The sequence below is a fragment of the Streptomyces sp. NPDC059008 genome (assembly GCF_042749045.1).
Lineage (GTDB): Bacteria > Actinomycetota > Actinomycetes > Streptomycetales > Streptomycetaceae > Streptomyces.
Window position 1 is genome coordinate 59,386 of sequence record NZ_JBHYJC010000022.1, and the last position, 20,881, is coordinate 80,266.

Annotated in this window: 15 protein-coding genes; 3 read left to right on the forward strand and 12 right to left on the reverse strand. The window is 72.9% G+C overall.

Annotated elements, in window-relative coordinates:
• Window positions 1–14: 14 nt before the first annotated feature.
• The 10 genes from ACFWZH_RS24675 to ACFWZH_RS24720 all read right to left on the reverse strand — a co-directional run bounded on the left by ACFWZH_RS24675 (window position 15) and on the right by ACFWZH_RS24720 (window position 12,005).
• A complete protein-coding gene (locus tag ACFWZH_RS24675; protein ID WP_384435101.1) occupies window positions 15–884 on the reverse strand; it encodes a universal stress protein in 870 nt (289 codons plus the stop codon).
• A gap of 134 nt (window positions 885–1,018) precedes the next feature.
• Entirely contained in the window at window positions 1,019–2,275 is a 1,257-nt protein-coding gene (locus ACFWZH_RS24680) for a sugar ABC transporter permease (RefSeq protein ID WP_384435103.1), read from the reverse strand.
• Window positions 2,272–3,051 (reverse strand): ATP-binding cassette domain-containing protein, encoded by a 780-nt coding sequence (locus ACFWZH_RS24685; protein ID WP_384435106.1) that lies wholly within the window; start codon window positions 3,049–3,051, stop codon window positions 2,272–2,274. Before ACFWZH_RS24685 ends, ACFWZH_RS24680 begins: the two co-directional genes overlap by 4 nt.
• A gap of 496 nt (window positions 3,052–3,547) precedes the next feature.
• Window positions 3,548–4,678 carry a sugar ABC transporter substrate-binding protein gene (locus ACFWZH_RS24690; protein WP_384435109.1) on the reverse strand — a complete coding sequence of 377 codons (1,131 nt, stop codon included), beginning with the start codon at window positions 4,676–4,678 and terminating at the stop codon, window positions 3,548–3,550.
• A gap of 1 nt (window position 4,679) precedes the next feature.
• Entirely contained in the window at window positions 4,680–7,055 is a 2,376-nt protein-coding gene (locus ACFWZH_RS24695) for a SpoIIE family protein phosphatase (protein WP_384435220.1), read from the reverse strand.
• Between the two features lie 279 nt (window positions 7,056–7,334).
• A complete protein-coding gene (locus tag ACFWZH_RS24700) occupies window positions 7,335–8,402 on the reverse strand; it encodes a zinc-dependent alcohol dehydrogenase family protein (RefSeq protein ID WP_384435111.1) in 1,068 nt (355 codons plus the stop codon).
• Window positions 8,403–8,460: 58 nt separating this feature from the next.
• Window positions 8,461–8,799 carry a hypothetical protein gene (locus tag ACFWZH_RS24705; RefSeq protein ID WP_384435114.1) on the reverse strand — a complete coding sequence of 113 codons (339 nt, stop codon included), beginning with the start codon at window positions 8,797–8,799 and terminating at the stop codon, window positions 8,461–8,463.
• A gap of 105 nt (window positions 8,800–8,904) precedes the next feature.
• Entirely contained in the window at window positions 8,905–9,345 is a 441-nt protein-coding gene (locus tag ACFWZH_RS24710; RefSeq protein WP_384435117.1) for a hypothetical protein, read from the reverse strand.
• Between the two features lie 138 nt (window positions 9,346–9,483).
• The gene (locus tag ACFWZH_RS24715) at window positions 9,484–10,434 is read right to left on the reverse strand and encodes a hypothetical protein (RefSeq protein WP_384435120.1); all 951 of its coding nucleotides are present in this window, start codon (window positions 10,432–10,434) and stop codon (window positions 9,484–9,486) included.
• A 113-nt stretch (window positions 10,435–10,547) separates the two neighbouring features.
• Window positions 10,548–12,005 carry an amino acid permease gene (locus tag ACFWZH_RS24720; protein WP_384435122.1) on the reverse strand — a complete coding sequence of 486 codons (1,458 nt, stop codon included), beginning with the start codon at window positions 12,003–12,005 and terminating at the stop codon, window positions 10,548–10,550.
• Window positions 12,006–12,505: 500 nt separating this feature from the next.
• On the opposite strand from ACFWZH_RS24720, the gene ACFWZH_RS24725 reads away from it, so the two are divergent.
• A complete protein-coding gene (locus tag ACFWZH_RS24725; RefSeq protein WP_384435125.1) occupies window positions 12,506–13,936 on the forward strand; it encodes an NAD-binding protein in 1,431 nt (476 codons plus the stop codon).
• A 28-nt stretch (window positions 13,937–13,964) separates the two neighbouring features.
• Here ACFWZH_RS24725 and ACFWZH_RS24730 read toward each other — a convergent pair whose 3' ends face one another.
• Entirely contained in the window at window positions 13,965–16,418 is a 2,454-nt protein-coding gene (locus ACFWZH_RS24730; RefSeq protein WP_384435127.1) for a SpoIIE family protein phosphatase, read from the reverse strand.
• 170 nt (window positions 16,419–16,588) lie between these two features.
• Window positions 16,589–18,220: a PucR family transcriptional regulator gene (locus ACFWZH_RS24735; RefSeq protein WP_384435130.1), complete on the reverse strand. Its 1,632-nt coding sequence runs from the start codon at window positions 18,218–18,220 to the stop codon at window positions 16,589–16,591.
• A 343-nt stretch (window positions 18,221–18,563) separates the two neighbouring features.
• On the opposite strand from ACFWZH_RS24735, the gene ACFWZH_RS24740 reads away from it, so the two are divergent.
• Window positions 18,564–19,397: an undecaprenyl-diphosphate phosphatase gene (locus ACFWZH_RS24740; RefSeq protein WP_384435133.1), complete on the forward strand. Its 834-nt coding sequence runs from the start codon at window positions 18,564–18,566 to the stop codon at window positions 19,395–19,397.
• 90 nt (window positions 19,398–19,487) lie between these two features.
• Window positions 19,488–20,774: a PP2C family protein-serine/threonine phosphatase gene (locus ACFWZH_RS24745; RefSeq protein WP_384435136.1), complete on the forward strand. Its 1,287-nt coding sequence runs from the start codon at window positions 19,488–19,490 to the stop codon at window positions 20,772–20,774.
• The last annotated feature ends 107 nt before the right edge of the window (window positions 20,775–20,881 follow it).

Sequence of the window (20,881 nt, forward strand, 5' to 3'; positions counted from 1 at the left end):
CATCATCCGCCTTCTCACTCGTACGGCACCACCGCCACCGGGCACGGAGCGTGATGGACCACCGCCTGCACGACATGGCCGATGCGCGGCGCCGGCAGCACCCGCCGGTGCCGTCGCCCGACGACCAGCAGCGCGGCCCCGGCCGTGTCGCGCAGCAGCGCCGGCGCCGCGCTCTCCATCTCCACCCGCGCGTCCACCCGCAGATCCGGATACTTCTCCCGCCACGGCTGGAGCGTCTTCGCCAGTTCGTCCCGGGCCAGCTGCGCTGCTTCCTCGGCGGCGTACGGCTCCACGCCGCCGCCGCGGTTGTACGCGAAGGAGGGCAGATGCCGGCCGTGTACGGCGCGCAGCGGGACGCCGCGTCGCACGGCGCTGTCGAAGGCGAAGGCGAGCAGCGTCTCGGCGGGTTTGCGCAGACCGACCCCGACCACCACCGGACCTGCCGGCCCGGCCGTCGAGCCGCCCTGCCGGGTGCGCACCAGCACCGTGGGGCAGTCGGTGTGCGCCACCAGTTGCAGGCCGAGCTCGCCGAGGACGTAGCGGGTCACCGGGCCCAGGTTCCGCGAGCCGAGGACCAGCAGGTCGGACTGCCCGGCGGCGTCCTTGAGGGCCTCGTACGGGTCCTTGGCCGCCAGGTCCCGCGTCACCCGCAGGTCCGGGCAGCGGGCCCGGACGGCCGCCTCGGCCTCGTCCATCATCCGGTGGGGCCAGTAGTTCTGGTCGTCCTCCGTGAGGGGGTGGGACACCGGTTCCGGGGCGAGCAGCACCCAGGCGTGCAGCAGCCGCAGCCGCGCCTGCCGGGTGTGTGCCTCCTGCGCCGCCCACTGGACGGCGGACAGGGACTCCGGCGTACCGTCCACGCCGGCGGTGATGACGTCCTTCATCGGCTCGCTCCTCTCCTGCGGCGGCCGCGGCCTGGCCGGTGCGCGTCGCTACACTTCCAGCGTCCGCCCGGATCCGCCCCGCGCGCACGGCGACCGGGGAGCGCGGGCCGCCGGGGTGCCGGGCCGGGCACCGCTCACACCCGACCGTGTGCCCGCTGCGCCCGCCGGGACAGCGAGTCGATGACCACGGCCAGCAGCAGCACCCCGCCCGTGATCATGAACTGGACGGCGGTCTGGATGCCCATCAGCGCCACACCGGAGGCGATCGACTGGATGACCAGGACGCCGAGCAGCGCGGACCAGGTCCGGCCCCGGCCGCCGAACATGCTGGTGCCGCCGATGACCGCGGCGGCGATCGCGTCCATCAGCAAGATGCCCGTCCCCGAGGTCTGGGTGGCCGAGGTGACGCGCGAGGCCAGGAACAGCCCGCCGATCGCGGCCATCGTCCCGGACACCATGAACACCGAGATCCGCACCAGGCCCACGTTGAGTCCGGTGCGGCGGGAGGCTTCGACACTGCCGCCGAGCGCGAAGATCATCCGGCCGTAGCGGGTCCGGCGCAGCACCTGGTCGAGACCGACCAGGAAGACCAGGAAGATCAGCAGCGCCAGCGGCAGCCCCTGGTACTGGTTGAGCACCCAGGCCGCGGCCAGGGACATCACCGCCAGCACACCGGTGCGCACCGCGATCTCGCTCAGCGGCCTGGCCGGCACCCCGGCGGCCCTGCGGCGTCGTACGTCCTGGTAAGAGGCGAGGAAGTACCCCGCGGTGCCGATCACCGCCAGGCCGTACGCGGCGGCGACATGGGTGAAGTAGAAGCTGGTCAGCATGGCGACCAGGCCCTTGTCGTCGAGGTTGACGGTGCCGCTGTAGCCCAGGATGTAGAGCATCAGCCCGTTCCAGCCCAGCAGGCCCGCGAGGGTGACCACGAACGCCGGCACCCCGACCTTGGCGAAGAAGAACCCCTGCACGGCCCCGATCGCCGTGCCGGCGAACACCGCGACCAGCAGCGCGAGCGGTTCCGGCACGCCGTGCCGCACGTTCAGCACCGCGAACGCGGCCGCCGCCAGCCCGCTCACCGAACCGACGGACAGATCGATCTCGCCGAGCAGCAGCACGAAGACGACGCCGATCGAGATCATCCCGATCCCCACGATGTCCACGCTCAGGTTGGACAGGTTGCGCGGCGAGAGGAAGTTCTTGTTGAGGCTCTCGAAGATGATCCACACCACGAGCAGTCCGAGGACGACCGGGACCGAGCCCAGCTCACCGGCGTGGAACCGGCGCCGGAGGATCTGCAGCGGGTTCGGGCCGCCGCCCCCGTCCGCCGGCCTGCCGTCCGGGCGCGCGGCCCGGTTCCCGCGTCGCGCCGCCTCCCAGAGGCGGCTCACCGCTCCATCTCCCAGCCCGGCATCTTGCGCCGGGTCACCGCGTTGTCGGTGGCCCCGGTGATGGAGGAGATGATCTGCTCGTGGGACGTCGTGCCCACGTCGAAGAAGCCGTTGTTGCGGCCGAGCCGCAGTACCGCGATCCAGTCCGCGACGGCCTTGACGTCCCCCAGGTTGTGGCTGATCAGCAGTACCCCGAGACGGCGCTCACGCAGCTGCTCGACCAGGTCGAGGACCTGCGCGGTCTGCTCGATGCCCAGGGACGCGGTGGGCTCGTCCAGCAGGACGAGGCGGGGCTCGCCGAGCATCGACCGGGAGATCGCGACGGTCTGCCGCTGGCCCCCGGACAGCGAGGCCACCGGGATGCGTACGTCGGGGATCCGGATGGCGAGGGCGTCGAGCAGCTCCAGCGTGCGCCGCTCCATCTCCACCTCGTTGAGGATCCCGGCCCGGTGGATCTCCCGGCCGAGGAAGACATTGCCCACCACGTCGAGGTTGTCGCAGAGCGCGAGGTCCTGGAAGACGGTGGCGATGCCCAGGTCCTGGGCCTCGTGGGGCCGGGTGATCCGGACCGGGCGGCCCTCCCACTCGACGGTGCCGGAATCGGCCGGGTCGACCCCGGCGATCACCCTGATCAGCGTGGACTTGCCCGCCCCGTTGTCCCCGACCAGGGCGACCACTTGGCCGGCGCGTACCTCCAGCTCGACATCGGCCAGTGCCTGGACCGCGCCGTACCGTTTGAAGACTCCGCGCAGCGCCAGCAGGGGCGGTGCTGTCATGGGGTACCTGCCTTACCTGGTGAGCCCGGCCTTCGCGCACAGCAAGGCTGTCTGAGGACACACACAATCCACGTTACTGGCGAAAAGGCGGCAAACCAGGCAGAAAGGGTCGTAACGTGATCGAAAGGCCCAATGGCGGGTCCGGTAAGTGTCCCGTCGGGCTCACCGACCCTCCCGCAGGACCGACGCCACCTCATCCCCCGAGCGCCGGCGCGACCACGTCCTGGCGGTGGCGAAGGGGTGCGGCGGCCACCTCGTCGCGGGGGCCGACGACCGGGGTGGTCAGCGGCTTGTCCACCATGCGGCGCCCGCTCCGGTGACCGTGGTGACGACGGTGATGAGCCACCCTGGGACTCGCTGGATCGTCAAGTGCAGTCCTCCGTAGCGGAGTTCGAACTGAGGGGTCCTGTTGGCGGGCTCGGATTCCATGCACCCAGCACAGCAGTTACCTCCGAGTAGAGAACTGTTGGGGGCGTACCGAGACCCCCTTGGTCGATCACCGAGGGGACTGTTCCTCGCCGTGTGCGGGCTGAGTCAGACCGGCCTTCGCGCAGGCGGCCGCGTATTTGGGAGTGCAGATCTGGTCGATCGTGTACAGCCGGTTCTTGACCACGGTCTCCTTGATGTTCTTGGCGGTCACCGGGATGGGGGTGAGCAGCACGGCCGGGATGTCGCGTGTGGTGGGGCTGTTGACGCGCCGGGGGGCGATGTCCTTGAGGCTCTTGCCGCGGGCCAGCGCGACGGCCATGGCGGCGGCGTTGTCGGCCTCGGGCCGGAAGGGCTTGAGGACGGTCATGATCTGTTCGCCCGTGAGGATCCGCTGCACCGCGTCGAGTTGGGCGTCCTGCCCGGTGATCGGGGGCAGCGGAGTGACCTTCGCGGCCTTGAGCGCGGAGATGATGCCGGTGGCGAGCATGTCGTTGGCGGAGTAGACGCCGTCGATGCGCCCGGGGCCGAGGGCGGCGAGGGCGGCGGTCATGTTGGCGTTCGCGGCCTCCTGGCGCCAGCCGGCGGTGTCGTACGCCTTGCCGATCCGCACCTTGCCCCGCAGGACGTCCAGCGCGCCCTGCTTGAACCAGGCGGAGTTGGGGTCCGTCTCCGCGCCGTTCATCATCACGATCTGGCCGGTGCGGGCCTTGCCGCCGAGCGCCCGCAGCAGCGCCTGCGCCTGGAGCCGGCCGACCTGCGCGCCGTCGAAGGAGACATACGACGATATCGGCCCTTCGGCGAGCCGGTCGTAGGCGACCACGTGGACGCCGGCCCGGCGGGCCCGCTCGATCGGTGCGCGCAGCGACCGGGAGTCGACCGCGTCGAGGATCAGGACGTTGGCCCGCTTGGTGATCATCGCCGCCATCTGCGCCTGCTGGGTGGCGATGTCGTGATCGGCGCTGACGATGTCCACCTGGCACTCGGGGCACAGCTGGTGGATCTTCTTCGCCATCAGCGGCTTGTCGAAGTGGTAGAAGCGCCAGTTGTTGTCCGGGAGCAGCACACCGATCCGCGGCGGTTCACCGGACGCCGGCCCGGACGGCCGGTCGACCTCACGGGCCTCGCCGCAGGCCACCGGCGCGGCCAGCAGGCACACTCCGGCCAGGACGACGGCGGTCTTGCGCAGACGGGTGTTCACCTCAGGGCACCTCCTCGCCTTCCGCGCCGCCCAGCCGCTCGTCCGTCTGCAGGCTGATCTCGCTCCACACCTGCTTGCCGCCGCTCAGCGGCACCGAGCCCCAGGACAGCGACATCGCCGAGACCAGGAGCAGTCCGCGGCCGCCGGTGGACTCCCAGTCCACGCTCACCGGCTTGACCGGCGCCCGCGGCGAGGTGTCGTTCACGGCGATCCGCAGCCGGTCGGCGGCCAGCGTCAGATCCAGTTGCACCTCGCCCTGCGTGTGCGCGATGGCGTTGGTGACCAGCTCGGACACCACCAGCAGCGCCACGTCCAGCTCCTGGGTCACGCCCCACGAGCGCAGCGTGCGCCCGGTGAAGCGGCGGGCGTGCATGACGGCGTCGGGCAGCCGCCATACCGCCCAGCGGGCCCGCGTCGGGCGGACGCGCATCCCGTCGTAGCGAAGGACCAGCACCGCCACATCGTCGTCGCGCCGCTTCGAGCCGCCCAGCAGGTCGTCGGCGAGCCGCCCGGCATCGGCCGGATCGGCGGCACCGAGCACCTCCCGTACGCGGCGGATGCCGTCCTCCAGGACGAGGGTGGCGGACTCGGCCAGTCCGTCCGTGAGCAGGACCAGGACGGTGCCGGGCGCCAGCCCGACCTCCGTCAGCGGATACTCCGCGTCCTCGGCGACGCCCAGCGGTGGCCCGCCCTCGACCGACATGGCCTCGGTGCTGCCGTCGGGGTACCGCAGCAGCGGCGGCAGATGCCCGGCCCGCACGAACCAGGCGATGCCCTCCTCCATGTCCAGGTCCACATAGCAGCAGGTGGCGAAGAGGTCGGTCTCCATGCCGAGGAGCAGGCGGTTGGCATGGGAGATCACCACGTCGGGCGGATGCCCCTCGACGGCGTAGGCCCGGATGGCCGTACGCATCTGACCCATGATCGTCGCGGCCCCCGCGCTGTGCCCCTCCACATCACCGATGACCAGCGCCACATGGCCGTCGGAGAGCGGAATGACGTCGTACCAGTCGCCGCCCACCTCCAGCCCCATCGTGGCGGGCAGATAGCGGACCGCGGCCACCCCGCCGGCCAGCTCCGGCAGCTTGCGGGGCAGCAGACTGCGCTGCAGCATCGTGGCGAGCTCGTGCCCGGCGTCCAGCGCATGGGCGCGGACCAGGGCCTGCCCCACCAGCCCCGCGGTCGCGGTCAGCAGGGAGCGCTCCTCCGGTCCGAAGCGGTGCTCCGTCTCCCACCCGAGCAGGCACACCCCCACGATCCGGCCCTCGGCCGGCAGCGGCAGGACGGCCAGGCCACCGGGGCCGATACCCGCCAGGCCCGGTTCGAGCGCCGCGCCCGGGGGCCACAGGGCGACATGGCCGCCCCGCAGCACGCCCTCCAGGGTGGGCAGCGAGTGGCACGAGGCGTCGGGCCACTCGGAGCGCCATTCGGACTGCCAGGACGCGGGCCAGGATTCCGGCTCCGGCGGGTCCAGGGCGGTGACCACCAGCCGGTCGGCCTCCAGCTCGGCGACCGCGATCCGGCTCGTGGCCAGCGGCGCACGCAGCGTCGAGATCACCGCCCGGCTGACGTCCCGTATGGTCGTCGCGCCGGCCAGTGCGGCCGACAGCCGCTGCACGATGGAGACCTCGTCGGCACTGGGGCGCAGGTACGAGGCGTCGGCGACCACCCCCAGCATCCGCTCCGGCGCCCCGTCGGCGCCGGTCAGCACCCGGCAGCGCAGCGTCAGCCAGCGCAGTTCGCCGTTGGGCCGGCGGATCCGGAACGACAGCTGCTGGCCGGCGACCGGCACCCCGCCGGGCTCCACGATCGACATCAGCGCCGGAACGTCGTCCGGCACGGTGCGCTCCAGCAGGGTCTCCACCTGCCGGTCGAACTCCGTGGGGCCGATGCCGAACAGCTCCAGGACCTGGGTGTCCGCCTCGATCCGCCCGGTGTGCAGGACCAGGGTGAAGGCGCCGCCCCGCAGGGTGTCCAGTCCCGGGCCGAGCAGCGACCGCCGCTCCGTTCGGGCCAGCACCCGCGCCTCGACCGCCTCCAGACCCGCGGCCACCTGGTCGGCGTGCAGCTCCAGCAGGTGGCGGCGGTCGGCGTCGAAGGCGTCCGCCGCCTGGTCGACGACGACCAGGCAGCCCAGCCGCCTGGCGTCCCCGCCCAGCGGCAGCACCCCGAGCGAGACGGTGGTGGGCAGGGGCCCGGTGCCGTTGCCCGGCTCCGCGTCGGCGCCGCCCGCGGAGCCGGGCACGCCGCGCTCGGTGAGCTCCGCCGGGCTCAGCCACTGGGGGAGACCGGTGCGGAAGGCCGCCGCGACCGGGGAGTCGCCGGACAGGGGATAGCTTGTCGGCAGTGTGTAGGGGACACCGGAGCCACCGACCATCTCGGCCAGCTGAAGATCGCCGTCCCCTTCGGCCGGCACATAGACGGCGGTCAGCTCGGCCCCGGAAGACCCAAGGACCCGCGCGGTCACTGCTTGTACCGCCTCCGTACACGGGAAGCCGTCGTCGTAAGCCACGGTCGCCGTATCCGCCCTCGGGGCCAGGGCGTCGACCCCGCCACCGCCTCATCGGATATGTCGTAATTTACCCTCTTCACCCCATGGTGCGGCATTCAAGGACGAGGGAGCCAGTCGGCGCGAAGCGGGCTGGCCCGCCCTTCGTCAGCCGGGGATCAGCACCGCCGCCCCGTGGACCCGGTCGGCGGCCAGGTCGGCGAGCGCTTCGGGGGCGCGGCTCAAGGGGTAGGGGCTGACGGTGACCTGGAGGCCTATCCGGGCGGCGGCCCGGAGGAACTCGCGGCCGTCCTCGCGGGTGTTGGAGGTCACGCTGCACAGGTTCCGCTCGTAGAACAGATGCCGCTCATAGGTGAGCGTGGGGACATCGGTGAGATGGATCCCGGCGACGGCCAGGGTGCCCGACCGGTCCAGCGCTTCGAGAGCCACCGGCACCAGATCGCCCACCGGCGCGAAGAGGATCGCCGAGTCCAGCGGCTCGGGCGGGCGCTCGTAGGCGCCGGCGGCCGAGGACGCGCCCAGGGCGACGGCGAGTTCCCGGGCCTGCGCCGACCGGGTCAGCACATGGACCCTCGCCCCTTCGGACAGCGCGACCTGCGCGGCCAGATGCGCCGAGGCGCCGAATCCGTAGATGCCCAGCCGCCCGCCCGGCGGCAGCGCACTGCGGCGCAGCGCCCGGTAGCCGATGATCCCGGCGCACAGCAGCGGCGCCAGTTCCGTGGCGCTTCGGCCGTCCGGCAGCGGATAGGCGTAGTCGGCGGGGACGAGGGCGGCCTCGGCGAACCCGCCGTCGGCGTCCCAGCCGGTGTAGCGGGATGCCGGGCAGAGGTTCTCCCGGCCGGCGCGGCAGTACCGGCAGTCGCCGCAGGTGCCGCGCAGCCAGGCGCCGCCGGCCCGGTCGCCGACGCGGAAGCCGGTGACCGTGTCGCCGACGGCGACCACCCGCCCGACGATCTCGTGGCCGGGTACCGTCGCCGGGCGGTGCGGGGTCAGATCGCCCTCCGCGAGATGCAGGTCCGTACGGCACACCCCGCAGGCCTCCACCCCCAGCAGCAGGTCGCCGGGGCCGGGTTCGGGTGTGGGGCGTCGGACCAAGGTCAGCGGACCGGAGGAGATCGGGCCGGGCCGTCGGACGGCCCAGCCGGAGACGGTGTCGGTGCCGACGGCCGCCGCGGTGTCCCCGGCCGACCTGTGATCAGCCGCGTGACCAGCCATGTGTCCAGGATCGCCGCTGCCCTGGAGGCGGACAAGTGGCGGTGGGTGCCGCTCTGTGTCAGGAGTCGGAGGCCCTGCGGCCGCTGGTGGAGCCGGGGCGGCCCTTCTGCACGATCGAGGTGAGCGCGGACAGTTTCCGCAGCAGCGCCGGGCGGGGGCGCTCGGGCGTGGACGCGGCCGCGGAGACGGCGTCGGACGCGGCGGGCGGCGATCCGCCCGGCGAACGGGCCGGCGGGGGTTCCGGGTTGCCCGGGTTCTGTGCCTGGTCCCGGTCGGTGTGCGTGGCCCGGTCCGGGTCGGTGTGCGGGGTCGGCGTGGGCGACTTTGTTTTGGGCGCGGTGCGTGAGGCCTCGGCGCGTACGAGCGCGCCAAGGGCGGCGAAGATGTCGATGGGCATGCCGAATCTCCTGCGGTGCGAGAGTCCTGGGAGCTGACGACGGCAGGCCGCGGTCGCCCCGGCGGCCCCGTTGCGGGGTGGGGCGGGTGTGCGGCCGGGGTCGGCTCAGCAGCGCAGGACGGTCACCCGCGTCGGCGCGGCGGCAGCGGCGGCCGTGGTGACGGCCCAGGACGAGGCGTCGCTCGGTGCGCAGACGCTCTCCGCCACGGCGGACTCCCGGATCGCCTTGCCGCCGGGCCCGTTCGGGACGGGGTGGCGCAGATGGCAGACCGAGGCCTCGCACATACGCCGGAATCCGCTGCCCGGATGCTTGTCGCCGGCTCCGTGCGACGCCAGCAGCGGCGCCGGGGCGACACAGGACCGCTCGGCCGGACCGGGCGCGGCGGAAGCGCCGGCGCGGGTGAGGCAGCGGCCGGTCTCGGCGGCCTGCGCCTCGGAGGAGTCGGCGGTGAGCGCGGTGTGCACCAGCGCCAGCAGTACGAGGAGCAGTAGCACGCGCCAGCCGCCAGTCGCCGCGGAGCGGCCGGTGCTGACGGTGTCGCGCATGCGGGTCTCCCAACGCTCTTCCAGGATGGGGTTCCCTGGAAGGTGTCGGGGCACTCGGGAGAGAACGGAAAGAGGCCGTAATTCCACCCGATTTGGCTAAGGGTTGGGCGTATACCCCTTAAATCGGATAAGTCTCCGTCAGTTCGTGGTGGTGGCACGGCCGAAGTAGTGCGAGAACCGCTCCAGCGGATCGCCGTCCGCACTCCACGGCCAGGGCGTCCCCACGCCCCCGGTGGCGCGCAGCGCGGTGGCCGCGTCGGCCATCCGGACGGACTTGATCAGCGCGTAGGCCAGCAGGTTCAGATCGGCCAGCGCCGCCGCGTGGTGCAAGAACCCCGGGCGCGGCCAGTAGTGCGCGGCCTGCTCGAGCGCCCGGGTGGCGTCGGGGCGGCGCCAGATCTCGCCGGCGCCGAGGGCCGTCAGGCCGCCGGGGGCGACCGACCGCAGATGCGTACGGACCAGCGCGGTGAGCTCCAGACCGGCCGCGGGGGCGTCGGGCGGCATGAGGGAGCGGACGCCGTCGAGCAGGTCCAGCACCAGGGCGCTGGAGCCGCACTCGTCCGGCGAGAGGTAGCCCAGGGCCTGGAGGTGGGCCTCCCGGTTCCAGGGGTCGCGCGCCTTGATCTCGCGCCAGATCGCCGACATCTCGCGGGAGGGACGCCGCTCCAGACGGAGCGTGGCCAGGTGCAGGGTCCAGGGAGTGGGGTCGGCGGGGAGCAGCTCGGCCGCCAGCAGCAGGGTCTCGCGGACCTCGTCCAGACCGGCGGCGGAGCCCTGCTGCTGGGCCTGGAGCAGCTCCGACCAGGCGTGCAGCAGCAACGCGCTCTGGTGGTGCGGATTGTGCTGCCGCCAGATGCCGGGCAGCGCCCGCCCCGCGGCACCGGCCAGCACCCGGAGGCGGTGGGCCTTGCGGTCCCAGTCCTCGCCGGCGTCGTCGAGCACACCCGCCATCATGGCCATGACGGCGGTGTCGAGCGAGCCGCGGGACCAGCAGGTCTCGACGCGCCGACGGACCTTGCCCAAATCGAGGTCGTCGAGTTCGGGGACCAGATGGGGACGGCTGCCTTTGCGGCGTCTGAAGACGGGCATGTCCGCGGTGGCCCTTCCGGGGTGTCGTGGTGGGTGGAGGTACGGGCGCGAAGGCCCGCGAAGGGCGGCGGCGTGCCAGGCACGCCGCCGCCCGTGAGAGGCGTCTGGTCCGGTCAGCGGGAGACGGACGCCCGCTCGGTGTTGCGGCCGAGCCGGTCGCGGAGCAGGGAGATCGCGACCACCACGACGGCCAGCAGCACCGACAGCAGCACCTGGATCCGGCCGCCGCCGGGGCTGTCGTCCGTGAGCATGTAGACCAGCACGAAGGAGATCATCGCGATGGTCGCCCAGGTCAGGTAGGGGAAGAGCCACATGCGGACGATCAGCTTGTCCGGGTTCTCGCGCAGGATGATGCCGCGCATGCGCAGCTGCGAGAAGCAGATGACCAGCCACACGAAGAGCGCGACCGCACCCGAGGAGTTCAGCAGGAACTGGAAGACCGTGTCCGGCCACAGGTAGTTGAAGCCGACCGCGACGAAGCCGAAGACGACGGAGACCAGGATCGCGGCCTGCGGGACGCCCCGGGCGTTGGTCCGGGCGAAGCCCTTCGGCGCGTCGCCGCGCTGTCCGAGCGAGAACGCCATCCGGGAGGCGGTGTAGAGACCGGAGTTGAGGCAGGAGAGCACGGCGGTCAGCACGATGACGTTCATGACCTGGCCGGCGTGCGGGATGCCGATGGAGTCCAGGGCCGCGACGTACGAGCCGTTCTTGGTGATCGAGGGGTCGTTCCAGGGCAGCAGGGAGACCACGACCAGGATCGAACCGAGGTAGAAGACGCCGACCCGCCAGATGACGCTCTTGGTGGCCTTGGTGACCGCGCGCTGCGGGTCCTCGGACTCACCGGCGGCGAGGGTGACGATCTCACTGCCCATGAAGGAGAAGACGACCATCAGGACGCCGGTGAGGATCGCACTGGGCCCGTTCGGCAGGAAGCCGCCGTGCGCGGTGAGGTTCGCGAAGCCGGAGCCGGGGTTGTCGGAGCCCGGCAGGAGGCCGAACATCGCCAGGCCGCCGAGGGCGATGAACGCGACGATGGCGACGACCTTGATGCCCGCGAACCAGAACTCGAACTCACCGAACGAGGCCACCGAGGCCAGGTTGGTGGCGGTGAGCACGACCATCACGATCAGCGCCCAGGCCCACTGCGGGACGGCCGGGACCCAGCTGGTGAGGATCGCGGCGCCGGCGGTCGCCTCCACGGCGAGCACCACGACCCAGAAGAACCAGTACAGCCAGCCGATGGAGAAGCCCGCCCAGCGGCCCAGCGCCCGGTCCGCGTAGGCGGAGAACGAGCCGGAGGTCGGGTTGGCGGCCGCCATCTCGCCGAGCATCCGCATCACGAAGACGACCAGCGCGCCCACGAGGGCGTACGACAGCAGGATGCCGGGGCCGGCCGCGGTGATGCCGGAGGCGGATCCCACGAAGAGACCGGCGCCGATGACCCCACCGACGGCGATCATGGACAGATGGCGGTTCTTGAGGCCGGAGTGCAGTCCTGATTGCCCCGGAGCCCCACCGTTGCCCGGGGGAGCGGGCGGTGCGGCCACGTGGCTGGAGGGAGGTGTAGTCATCTCGACATCCGTTGAGGGTTGGAGGGGTCATGCACGGGGTGCCTGCTGGGATCGCCTCGGTTTTTGGACGCACGAAAGGGCCGGGTGCTGGCAGGTGGCGATCAAGGCCCTTACGGATTCGAAAGCGGCGGCACGGGACCGCGTCCTTCGGATGCCCGCGCGGGTGGGGGAGCGCTGGTCGCGCCTCCGCGCTGTTGCCCGTCCTCCTTATGAGAGGTGAGCCGCATCACGTCCGGATATGGATTTGCGTCAGCGTATGTGGCGGTGCGCGGCGGCGTATTTGTGAGGCTCGACAAATTCGTCCCCGATGGCTGTGCGAGCGGCCAATGCACATTGCCCGATGTGTGGACTCGCGACCTGGTGCGGGCCGCTGGTCCGGCCGGACAACGGCGCCCGCGAAGCCTTGGCCGACCGGACAGATGCCTCCGACGGCCCGCGCCCTAGCGTGAGTTGGGCCCACACCACCAGTGCTGTGCGACCACAGCGGGACGGGGGACGGAATGCCCGATGAACGGGACACGGAGACCGACGCGATCGTGGTGATCGGGGCCACAACGCTGGCCCGCCGGGTCTGTGCCTCACTGCGGGAGGCCGGTCGCCCGGTCGGCCATCTCGCCGCACCGGACGACCAGGACCTGCGACGGGCGCTCGCCGTCCGGCCGTCCGCGGTGGCCGTTCTGGTGGGCGACGACCTCTCCGCGCTGCGCTACGCGCTCGCCGTCCGGCACGTCTGCGACACCGTCCGCATCGTCGTCACCGTCTTCGACCGGACGGTGGCCCAGCAGCTCCGGTCGCTGCTGTGCCACTGCGTGACCGTCTCACCCGCCGACCTGCTGGCACCCACGCTGGCCGGCCTGTGCGCGGACGCCGGCACGCTGGCCGTACGGCCCGAGGGACGCGGCGCCGTGGCGGTGCGCCGGCGGGCGGGACGGCTGGTGGAGACGGCGTGGCGGCCGAGCGCGGCCGCCCGGCGCAGGGGCCTGCTCGGCCGGCTGCGCGGACACCTGCAGCCGCACGACGCGGACGCCCGCCTGCTGCTCATCGGGCTGCTGGGCATCGTGACCGTGCTCGCCCTGGACTGGCTCTGGCTGGTCGCCGCCCTCCACACGCCGCCCGCCACCGCCTTCCTGGAGGCCGCCCGGGTCGTCGCCGGGGTCGGGCCGGCCGCGCCGCACCCGGGCCATCCCGCCTACGAGGTGGTGTCCGGGGTGGCGATGCTGGTGACGGTGGGGTTCACCGCCGTGCTGACGGCGGGCATCGTCGACCGGCTGCTGGGCCCGCGGCTGGTCGGCGTCCTGGGGCCGCGGGTGCTGCCGCGTTCGGGGCATGTGATCGTGGTCGGACTGGGGCAGGTGGGGCTGCGGCTGTGCCAGACGCTGCGGCAGCTGGGCGTCCCGGTGATCGGGGTGGAGCGGGAGCCGGCCGCCCCGAACCTGCGGCTCGCGCGGTCGATGGGGATCCCCGTGGTGCTGGCGCACGGCGAGGACCGGGCGGTGCTCGCCCGGCTCGGTCTGGGGCGCGCCCGGGCGCTCGCCGCGGTCGGCTCCGACGAGCTGGACAACATCGCCGTCGCGGTCGCCGCCCACGCGGTGGCGCCGGACGTCCGGGTGGTGCTGCGGGCCGGCGAGGACGAGGCGAGCGCCGAGACCCGTTCGCTGCTCCCGCTCGGGCTGACCCGCGACATCGTCAGGACGAGCGCGGCCTATGTGACCGCCCATCTGACCGCCGGCCCGGCGGGCACCGCGCCCCGCCACGTCGTGGCCGACACCGACTGCGACTATGTGGCCCTGCCAGGAGACGGCCTGGTGGCCCGTCCCGTCCCGGCGGGGGACGACTGCGGCCATGTGCCCGGCGGCGAGGTGCCCGGCGCGTGTCCACACGGTCCGGTCGTCCACCCGAGGGCAGGGCGGGACTTCGCGCAGGCGCCCTGAATCCCGGCCATGGCCCGTCGGACAGGCGCTAACCCCCGGCCGGCATGCTCTGCTCGGTCCAGATGACCTTGCCGGTCGGGGTGTAGCGGGTGCCCCAGCGCCCGGCGAGCTGCGCGATGATGAACAGCCCGCGTCCGCCCTCGTCGGTGGTCCGGGCGTGGCGCAGATGCGGTGCCGTGCTGCCGGCGTCGAAGACCTCGCAGATCAGGACGTCCTGCCGGATCAGCCGCAGGGTGACCGGCCCGGTGCCGTGGCGGATGGCGTTGGTGACCAGCTCGCTGACGATCAGCTCGGTGGTGAACTCCAGCTCCTCCAGGCCCCACCCCGACAGCTGCCGGCCGGCCAGCGCCCGCGCCCTGCCGACCTCGGCCGGATCGGTGGCCAGATCCCAGGACGCGACCTGGTGCCCGCCCAGCGCGCGGGTCCGGGCCAGGAGCAGCGCGGCGTCGTCGGCCGGGGGGCCGGTCAGCAGCGCCTCGACCACCGTCCGGCCGATCTCCGCCAGCGCCGGTCCGGACGAGGTGAGCGCGGTGCTCAGCCGGTCCATCCCGATGCCGATGTCCGGGTCGCAGGTCTCGATGAGCCCGTTGGTGAAGAGGGCGATCAGACTGCCCTCGGCCAGCTCCAGCTCCCTGGACTCGAAGGGCAGCGTCCCCAGGCCGAGCGGCGGCCCGGCGGGCAGGTCGGGGAGGTCGACGGCGCCGTCGGGCCCCACGATCGCGGGCGGGAGGTGCCCGGCCCGCGCCATGCCACACCGCCTGCTGACCGGGTCGTACACGGCGTACAGGCAGGTCGCCCCCATGAAGGTCGCGGCCACGTTCGCGTTCTCGCTGTCCGCCGCCGGTTCGGTGCCGTGCGTCTTGAACAGGCCGATGACCAGGTCGTCCAGCCGGGCCAGCAGCTCGTCGGGCGGCAGGTCCAAATTGGCCAGCGTGCGGACGGCGGTGCGCAGCCGGCCCATCGTCGCCGCGGCGTTGATGCCGTGCCCGACCACGTCCCCGACGACCAGGGCGACCCGGGCCCCGGACAGCGGGATCACATCGAACCAGTCACCGCCCACCCCGCTCGGCGCGTCCGCCGGGAAGTACCACGACGCCACCTCCAGCGCGGAGCCTCCGGACAGCTCGTGCGGCAGCAGGTTCTGCTGCATCACCCGGGCCGCGGTGCGCTCGCGGGTGAAGCGCCGCGCGTTGTCGACGCAGACCGCGGCCCGGGCCACCAGCTCCTCGGCGAGCCGTACGTCGTCCGGCACGAAAGGGCCCAGGCGACGGGTGCGGAAGAAGGTGGCGGCGCCCAGTGTGACGCCGCGGGCCTGCACCGGCGCCACCATCACCGAGCGGAAGGCGAATCTGCGGATCGCCGCGGCCCGTGCCGGGTCCTCGGTGACCCAGGCGCTGTTGACGAAGTCCAGCTCCGGTTCCACCAGGGGCTCGCCCGCGAGCAGACAGCGGGCGATCGGCGAGGAGGGGGAGCGCTGGACGGCTTCGCCGACGGCCAGGCCCGCCTCCGGGCAGCCCTCGTTGACCGACTGCTGCCCGGAGCGGCGCATGGTGGGAACGTCGTCGACCGGCCCGGGATTCGGCTCCTCGCCGTGGAGGACGGAGTCCAGCAGATCGACGGCGACGAAGTCGGCGAGCGCCGGCACCGCGACATCGGCCAGCTCCTGTGCGGTCCGGGCGACGTCCAGCGTGCTGCCGATCCGGACGCTGGCGTCGTTCAGCAGCGCGAGCCGGTCCTGCGCCCGCCAGCGCTCGGTGACGTCGATGACCATGTACCAGATGCCGATGCGTCGGCCCCGGGGGTCCGCCAGTCCGAAGAAGGACGCCGAGTAGGCGCGCTCCTGGGTGGGGTCGGCGTAGGTGGGACTGCGGAACTCGTAGTCCATCTCCGGTGAGCCGGTCGCCACGACCCGCCGCATCCGCTCCTCGAACGCCTCGGCCTCCAGCCTCGGCAGCACCTGGCCCACCGTTCTGCCCAGCCGGCGCTCCAGGGGGATCAGGCGCTCCAGCACCTCGTTCACCCAGACGTAGCGCAGTTCGTTGTCCAGTACGGCCATGCCGACCGGCGCATGCGCCAGGAACGGTTCGAGCATCAGCTGGTTCACCCCGCCGCCCGGCAGCCGCCACTCCTCCAGGGCGAGGACCGACCACCGCTCGCGGTCGCCGCCGTCGAGCACGGGGGTGACCTGCACCGCCAGCTGCAGCTCCCGGCCGTCCCGGTGGCGCGCCGCAACGGAGCCGCCCCAGCCGTCCCCGGCCCGGCACCAGCGGGCCACGGCGGCCACCCGCTCCTCGTCGCCGGGGAACGCCAGCAGCCGCGTCGCCGGGTGGTCGAGGACCTCCTCGGCCGGGTAGCCGAGCAGCCGCTCCGCCGCCCGGGTCCAGGAGACGACCCGACCCCGCGCGTCCAGCTCGGCCGTGGCTGCCTTCGCGATGTCACACGCCCGGCCGGACCCGCCCGGCAGCGCATTCTCCGAGGTCATGATCGCCAGCCCGTCAGTTCAATGGGGCATATCGCTCAGTTTAGGAGAATCCCGTACAAGGGGGCTGGTCGACGGAGGGACGGGGAGACCGATCCCCGGAGATCGACGAGGCGCCCCAGGTGGTGGGTGGTCGGACCGGCGTCGGTCCATAGGGGGCGGCCGTCGGCGGATCAGCCGGCGGGCGGCAGCCGCAGCTGCAGCATGGCCAGCAGCCGCTGGTCCGGCCGGCTCAGATCGAGACCGGTCAGCTCCTCGGCCCGGCGGATGCGGTAGCGCAGGGTGTTGGGGTGCACATGCAGCTCGGTGGCCGCGGCCCGCACATCGCCGAAGGCGTTCAGGTAGGCCAGGACGGTCTCCGCCAACTGCCCCTGATGGCGGGTGTCATGGGCGACCAGAGCGGTCAATCGGGGGTCCCGCATGGCGGGGTGCGCGGAGAGCAGCGTCAGCACCTCGCTGACGAGCACCTCCGCCTGGATGTCGGGCAGTGCGGCGACGGTGGTGGTGAAGCCGACGCTCACCATCGCGTCGAGTATCCGGTCGGCCTCCCGGCGCGACGCGGGGACCTCCCCGAGCGCCGGCACGATGCAGCCGACCGAGCCGCGCAGCGACAGCCCCAGGTGGCGGTGCGCGGCGTCGGTGATCTCCTGCCCCCAGCCCCGCAGGATGCCGAGGTCGATGCTGCGCGGCAGCTGGGGCAGCAGCACATAGATCCGTGAATCGCCCTGGGTGACCAGGGCGCTGCGGTGCCGGGCCGCGGTGTGGACCGAGACGAGGTTGCTGACCTCGGCACGGGCCAGCTCCGGCGGGGTGGCCTCGGTCGAACCGTACGAGAAGCCCAGGACGGCGGCCGGCCGGGCCGGGTCCAGCCCCAGATGGGACGCCAGCGGCTGCGGCCCCGTCGTGCCCTCCAGCAGCCCGGCCGCCAGCGTATGGGTCAGCGTCAGGTCCGCCGACAGCTCACGGCGGCGGCGTACGAGATGGTGGGCTGCGACCCGGGCCGCGCCCACCAGCGCCTGGTCCGACTGCTCGGTCAGCGGTGTCGACCCCTCCTGGACCCAGATGATGCCCAGTTGCCGCTCCCCGGACCGGATGGACACCGCGAGCCGGCGGCGGATGCCCAGCTCGGGGTGCCCGTCGATGTTGATCACGTCGTCGGAGGCGCGCAGCCGCTGGAAGACGCCCCACTCGCGCAGCCGCGAAAGGTACTGCTCCGGGCCGTGCCAGCCCAGGATGGACAACCGCCGCAGGTCGTCGACCTCGTCGGTGTCGGTGGACCGCGAGTAGGCCAGCACGCGGTTGGCGGTGTCCTCGATGCTGACGATGCCGCCGGTGAGGACGGCGGTGGTCTGGGCGAGTGCGAAGAGGTCCCCTTCCTGGGCCTCCTCGCCGGGGCGCCCCGGGGGCGCGCTCTCCAGGGCCGCCCGGGCCAGCGCGTCCACCTGCTCCCAGCGCGCCTCGGTGCGTACGGACAGCAGCGCGACGCCGGCGTCGACGGCGGTTTCGCTCAGTGCGGCGGCCTGGGCGGGGGTGTCCATCTTGACCGCGACGGCGCCGGCCCCGTCCCGCCCGCCGGCCCGCAGCGCGGGGAACGCGGCGCGGCCCCGGGCGCCGATGGCGAGGACCAGCTCGCCGGGGCGGGCCATCGGCGGGTCCTCGGGGTCGAGCAGGGCGACGCTGCGGATCTCGACGTCCAGCCCGGCGGGCGCGGCCTGCAGCTCGACCAGGGGGTCGCCCAGTGCCATGAGCAGCTGGCGCAGGCTGATGCCCGTAGGGGGTGAGGGTGCCGCGGCGGCTGGATCCATGATCGGCGCCTCTGCTGGGTTCGGGTGGCGTGGGCTCACTTCACTGCCGGCCCTCGCGCATACGGTCCCGCTACGTCATGCCAAGCAGCCGATCGGCCAAAGGCTGAGTCGCAACCGCGCGAATGAGCCACGCCAACAGTACTGATGCTATCCGCCGGGACGATCGCGGCCGCCTCCGCCGTGGGCGTACCGCCGGACCGTGGGCATCCCACCGGGGTCCGGAGGTGTCCGCGCACCGCCCTCCTTCGTCTACAGTGTTGTAGACCGTCTGGGGCGCGGTGGACGCCGCTCCGCCCCGAGGTGTGGCTGCGCCCCCGTCCGCCCGTCGCCAGAAACGGATCCCATGAGCGCGATCAGCATCGGCCAAGCCGTCGTCCTCGGAGCCATCGAGGGGGTGACGGAGTTCCTGCCCATCTCCTCCACCGGCCACCTCAAGATCGCCGAGGGGCTGATGGGGATCCCCGTCGACGACCGGACCGTCGTCGGCTTCTCCGCCGTCATCCAGGTCGGCGCGATCGCCGCGGCACTGGTCTACTTCGGCAAGGACATCGTGCGCATCATGGGCGCGTGGATCCGCGGGCTGCGCGACCGCGAGGAGCGCTACCACCACGACTACAAGTTCGCCTGGTGGGTCGTCTTCGCCACCCTCCCGATCGTCGTCGTCGGCCTGGCCGCCAAGCCCCTGATCGAGGGCCCGCTCGCCTCCCTGTGGGTGGTGGCCGGCTCACTGATCGCCGGCAGCGGGGTGATGTGGGCGGCGGACCAGATGGGCCGGCACAAGCGCGGCGAGGACGACACCTCCCTCAAGGACGCCATGTGGGTCGGCTGCTCGCAGATCCTCGCCCTGCTCTTCCCCGGCTTCTCCCGCTCCGGCGCCACCATGTCCACCGCCCTCATCCTCGACCTGGAGCGCGTCGCGGCCACCCGCCTGTCCTTCTTCCTCGGCATCCCGGCCCTCACGGGAGCGGGCGTCTACGAGCTGAAGGACGCGGTCGGCAGCGGCGCGGCCGTCGCCCCGCTGGCCATCGGCACCGTCGTCTCCTTCCTCGTCGCCTACGCCTCGATCGCCTGGCTGCTGAAGTTCGTGGCCAAGCACTCCTTCAACTCCTTCGTGCTCTACCGGATCGTCGTCGGCGCGCTGCTGTTCGGGCTGCTGGGCATGGGCGTACTGCACTGACGGCCGCCGCGCCGGAACGGGATGCGGCCGGGCCGGTGGTATGGGTGCATCACCGACGCACCCGCCCGACGCGGGCGCCGCGCCCTGGAGGTGGCCTTGTCGAACCGGGACGGCTCGGATACGGGCCCGGATGCCGATCACGCACGCGTACTGGCCCGTCTGCGGGTGATGGAGGACGCCGCCGAGCATGTCGGCACCACCTTGGACGAGCAGACGATCTGCGCCGAGCTGTCGCGGTTCGTGTGCCGGCACCTGTGTGACGCCGCCGCGGTGGACCTCCTCCCCGAGAACGCCGCGGCGGCCCGGCCCCCGTCCCGGGAGCCGGCGCTGCGCCGGGTGGCGTCGGCGGGTCTGGTGCGGGTGCTCCAAGCACAGCCCTCGGACGACGACAGCGGGCCCGGCGGTGGCTCACCCGCCTCGCGGGCACTGGAGGAGGGGCGCCCGATCACCGCCACCGCCGCCCTGGGGAAGGACAGGTCCGCCGAGGCCGTGTCGGTGCCGCTGCTCGCGCAGGGCCGCCGCTACGGCGTCCTGCTCGCCCTCCGCGCGGGCGGCGGCTTCACCGATCACGAGACCGCCGCCATGCAGTACGCCGCTCGCCTGGCGGCCGTTCATCTCGCGCACGCCCGCCGGTACGCCTCGGCGCAGCGCACCGCGATGGACCTGCAACGGGCGCTGCTCGCCGAGCCGGGCCGGCCGCACCCCAACCTGGAACTCGCCACCCGCTACCTCCCGTCCGGCACCAGCGCCCTGGTCGGCGGCGACTGGTTCGAAACGGTGCGGCTCCACTACGGGCGCACCCTGCTCGTCATGGGGGACGTCATGGGCCATGGTCTCGATGCCGCCGTCGACATGAACGCCTACCGCTCCCACCTGCGCTATGTCGCCTCGACGGACCTGCCGCCGCACCGCGTGCTGCGCCAGCTCGACGCGGCCGTGTCCGAGGACGAGGCCCGCCGTCCGGCGACCTGTCTGCTCGCCCGGGTGGATCCGGCGCGCGGACTCGCCGGCTTCGCCAGCGCCGGCCATCTCCCGCCGGTGCTCTTCCGCGGCGACGGCGGCGCCGACCTGGTGCGGGTCCCCGTCGGACCGCCCCTGGGCACGGGCGTGGGCGGCTATGAGCTGATCACCCGCACCCTCACACCGGACGACACCCTGCTGATGTTCACCGACGGCCTCATCGAGCGCCGCGGTGAGGACATCGACGACTCCCTCGCCCGGCTGGCCCGGCTGCGGCTGCCCGCACGGGCCGGTGTGGTGGAGCTGCTCGACGAGGTCCTGCTCCGCCTCGACGGACTGCACGCCGAGGACGATGTCGCCGTCCTCGCCGCGCGGCTGCGCCGGCACCCCGGGCCGGAGACCGACCCCGAGGTGTGAGGTCGCCGCTTTTCGACGCCGCGCCCACTTCCTGACGTCGCGTCAGGGTGGTGCCCGCTCCGCCCCTGGGGGCGGAAGCCGAAGGGGCGGCCACGGCACCGGGCCAT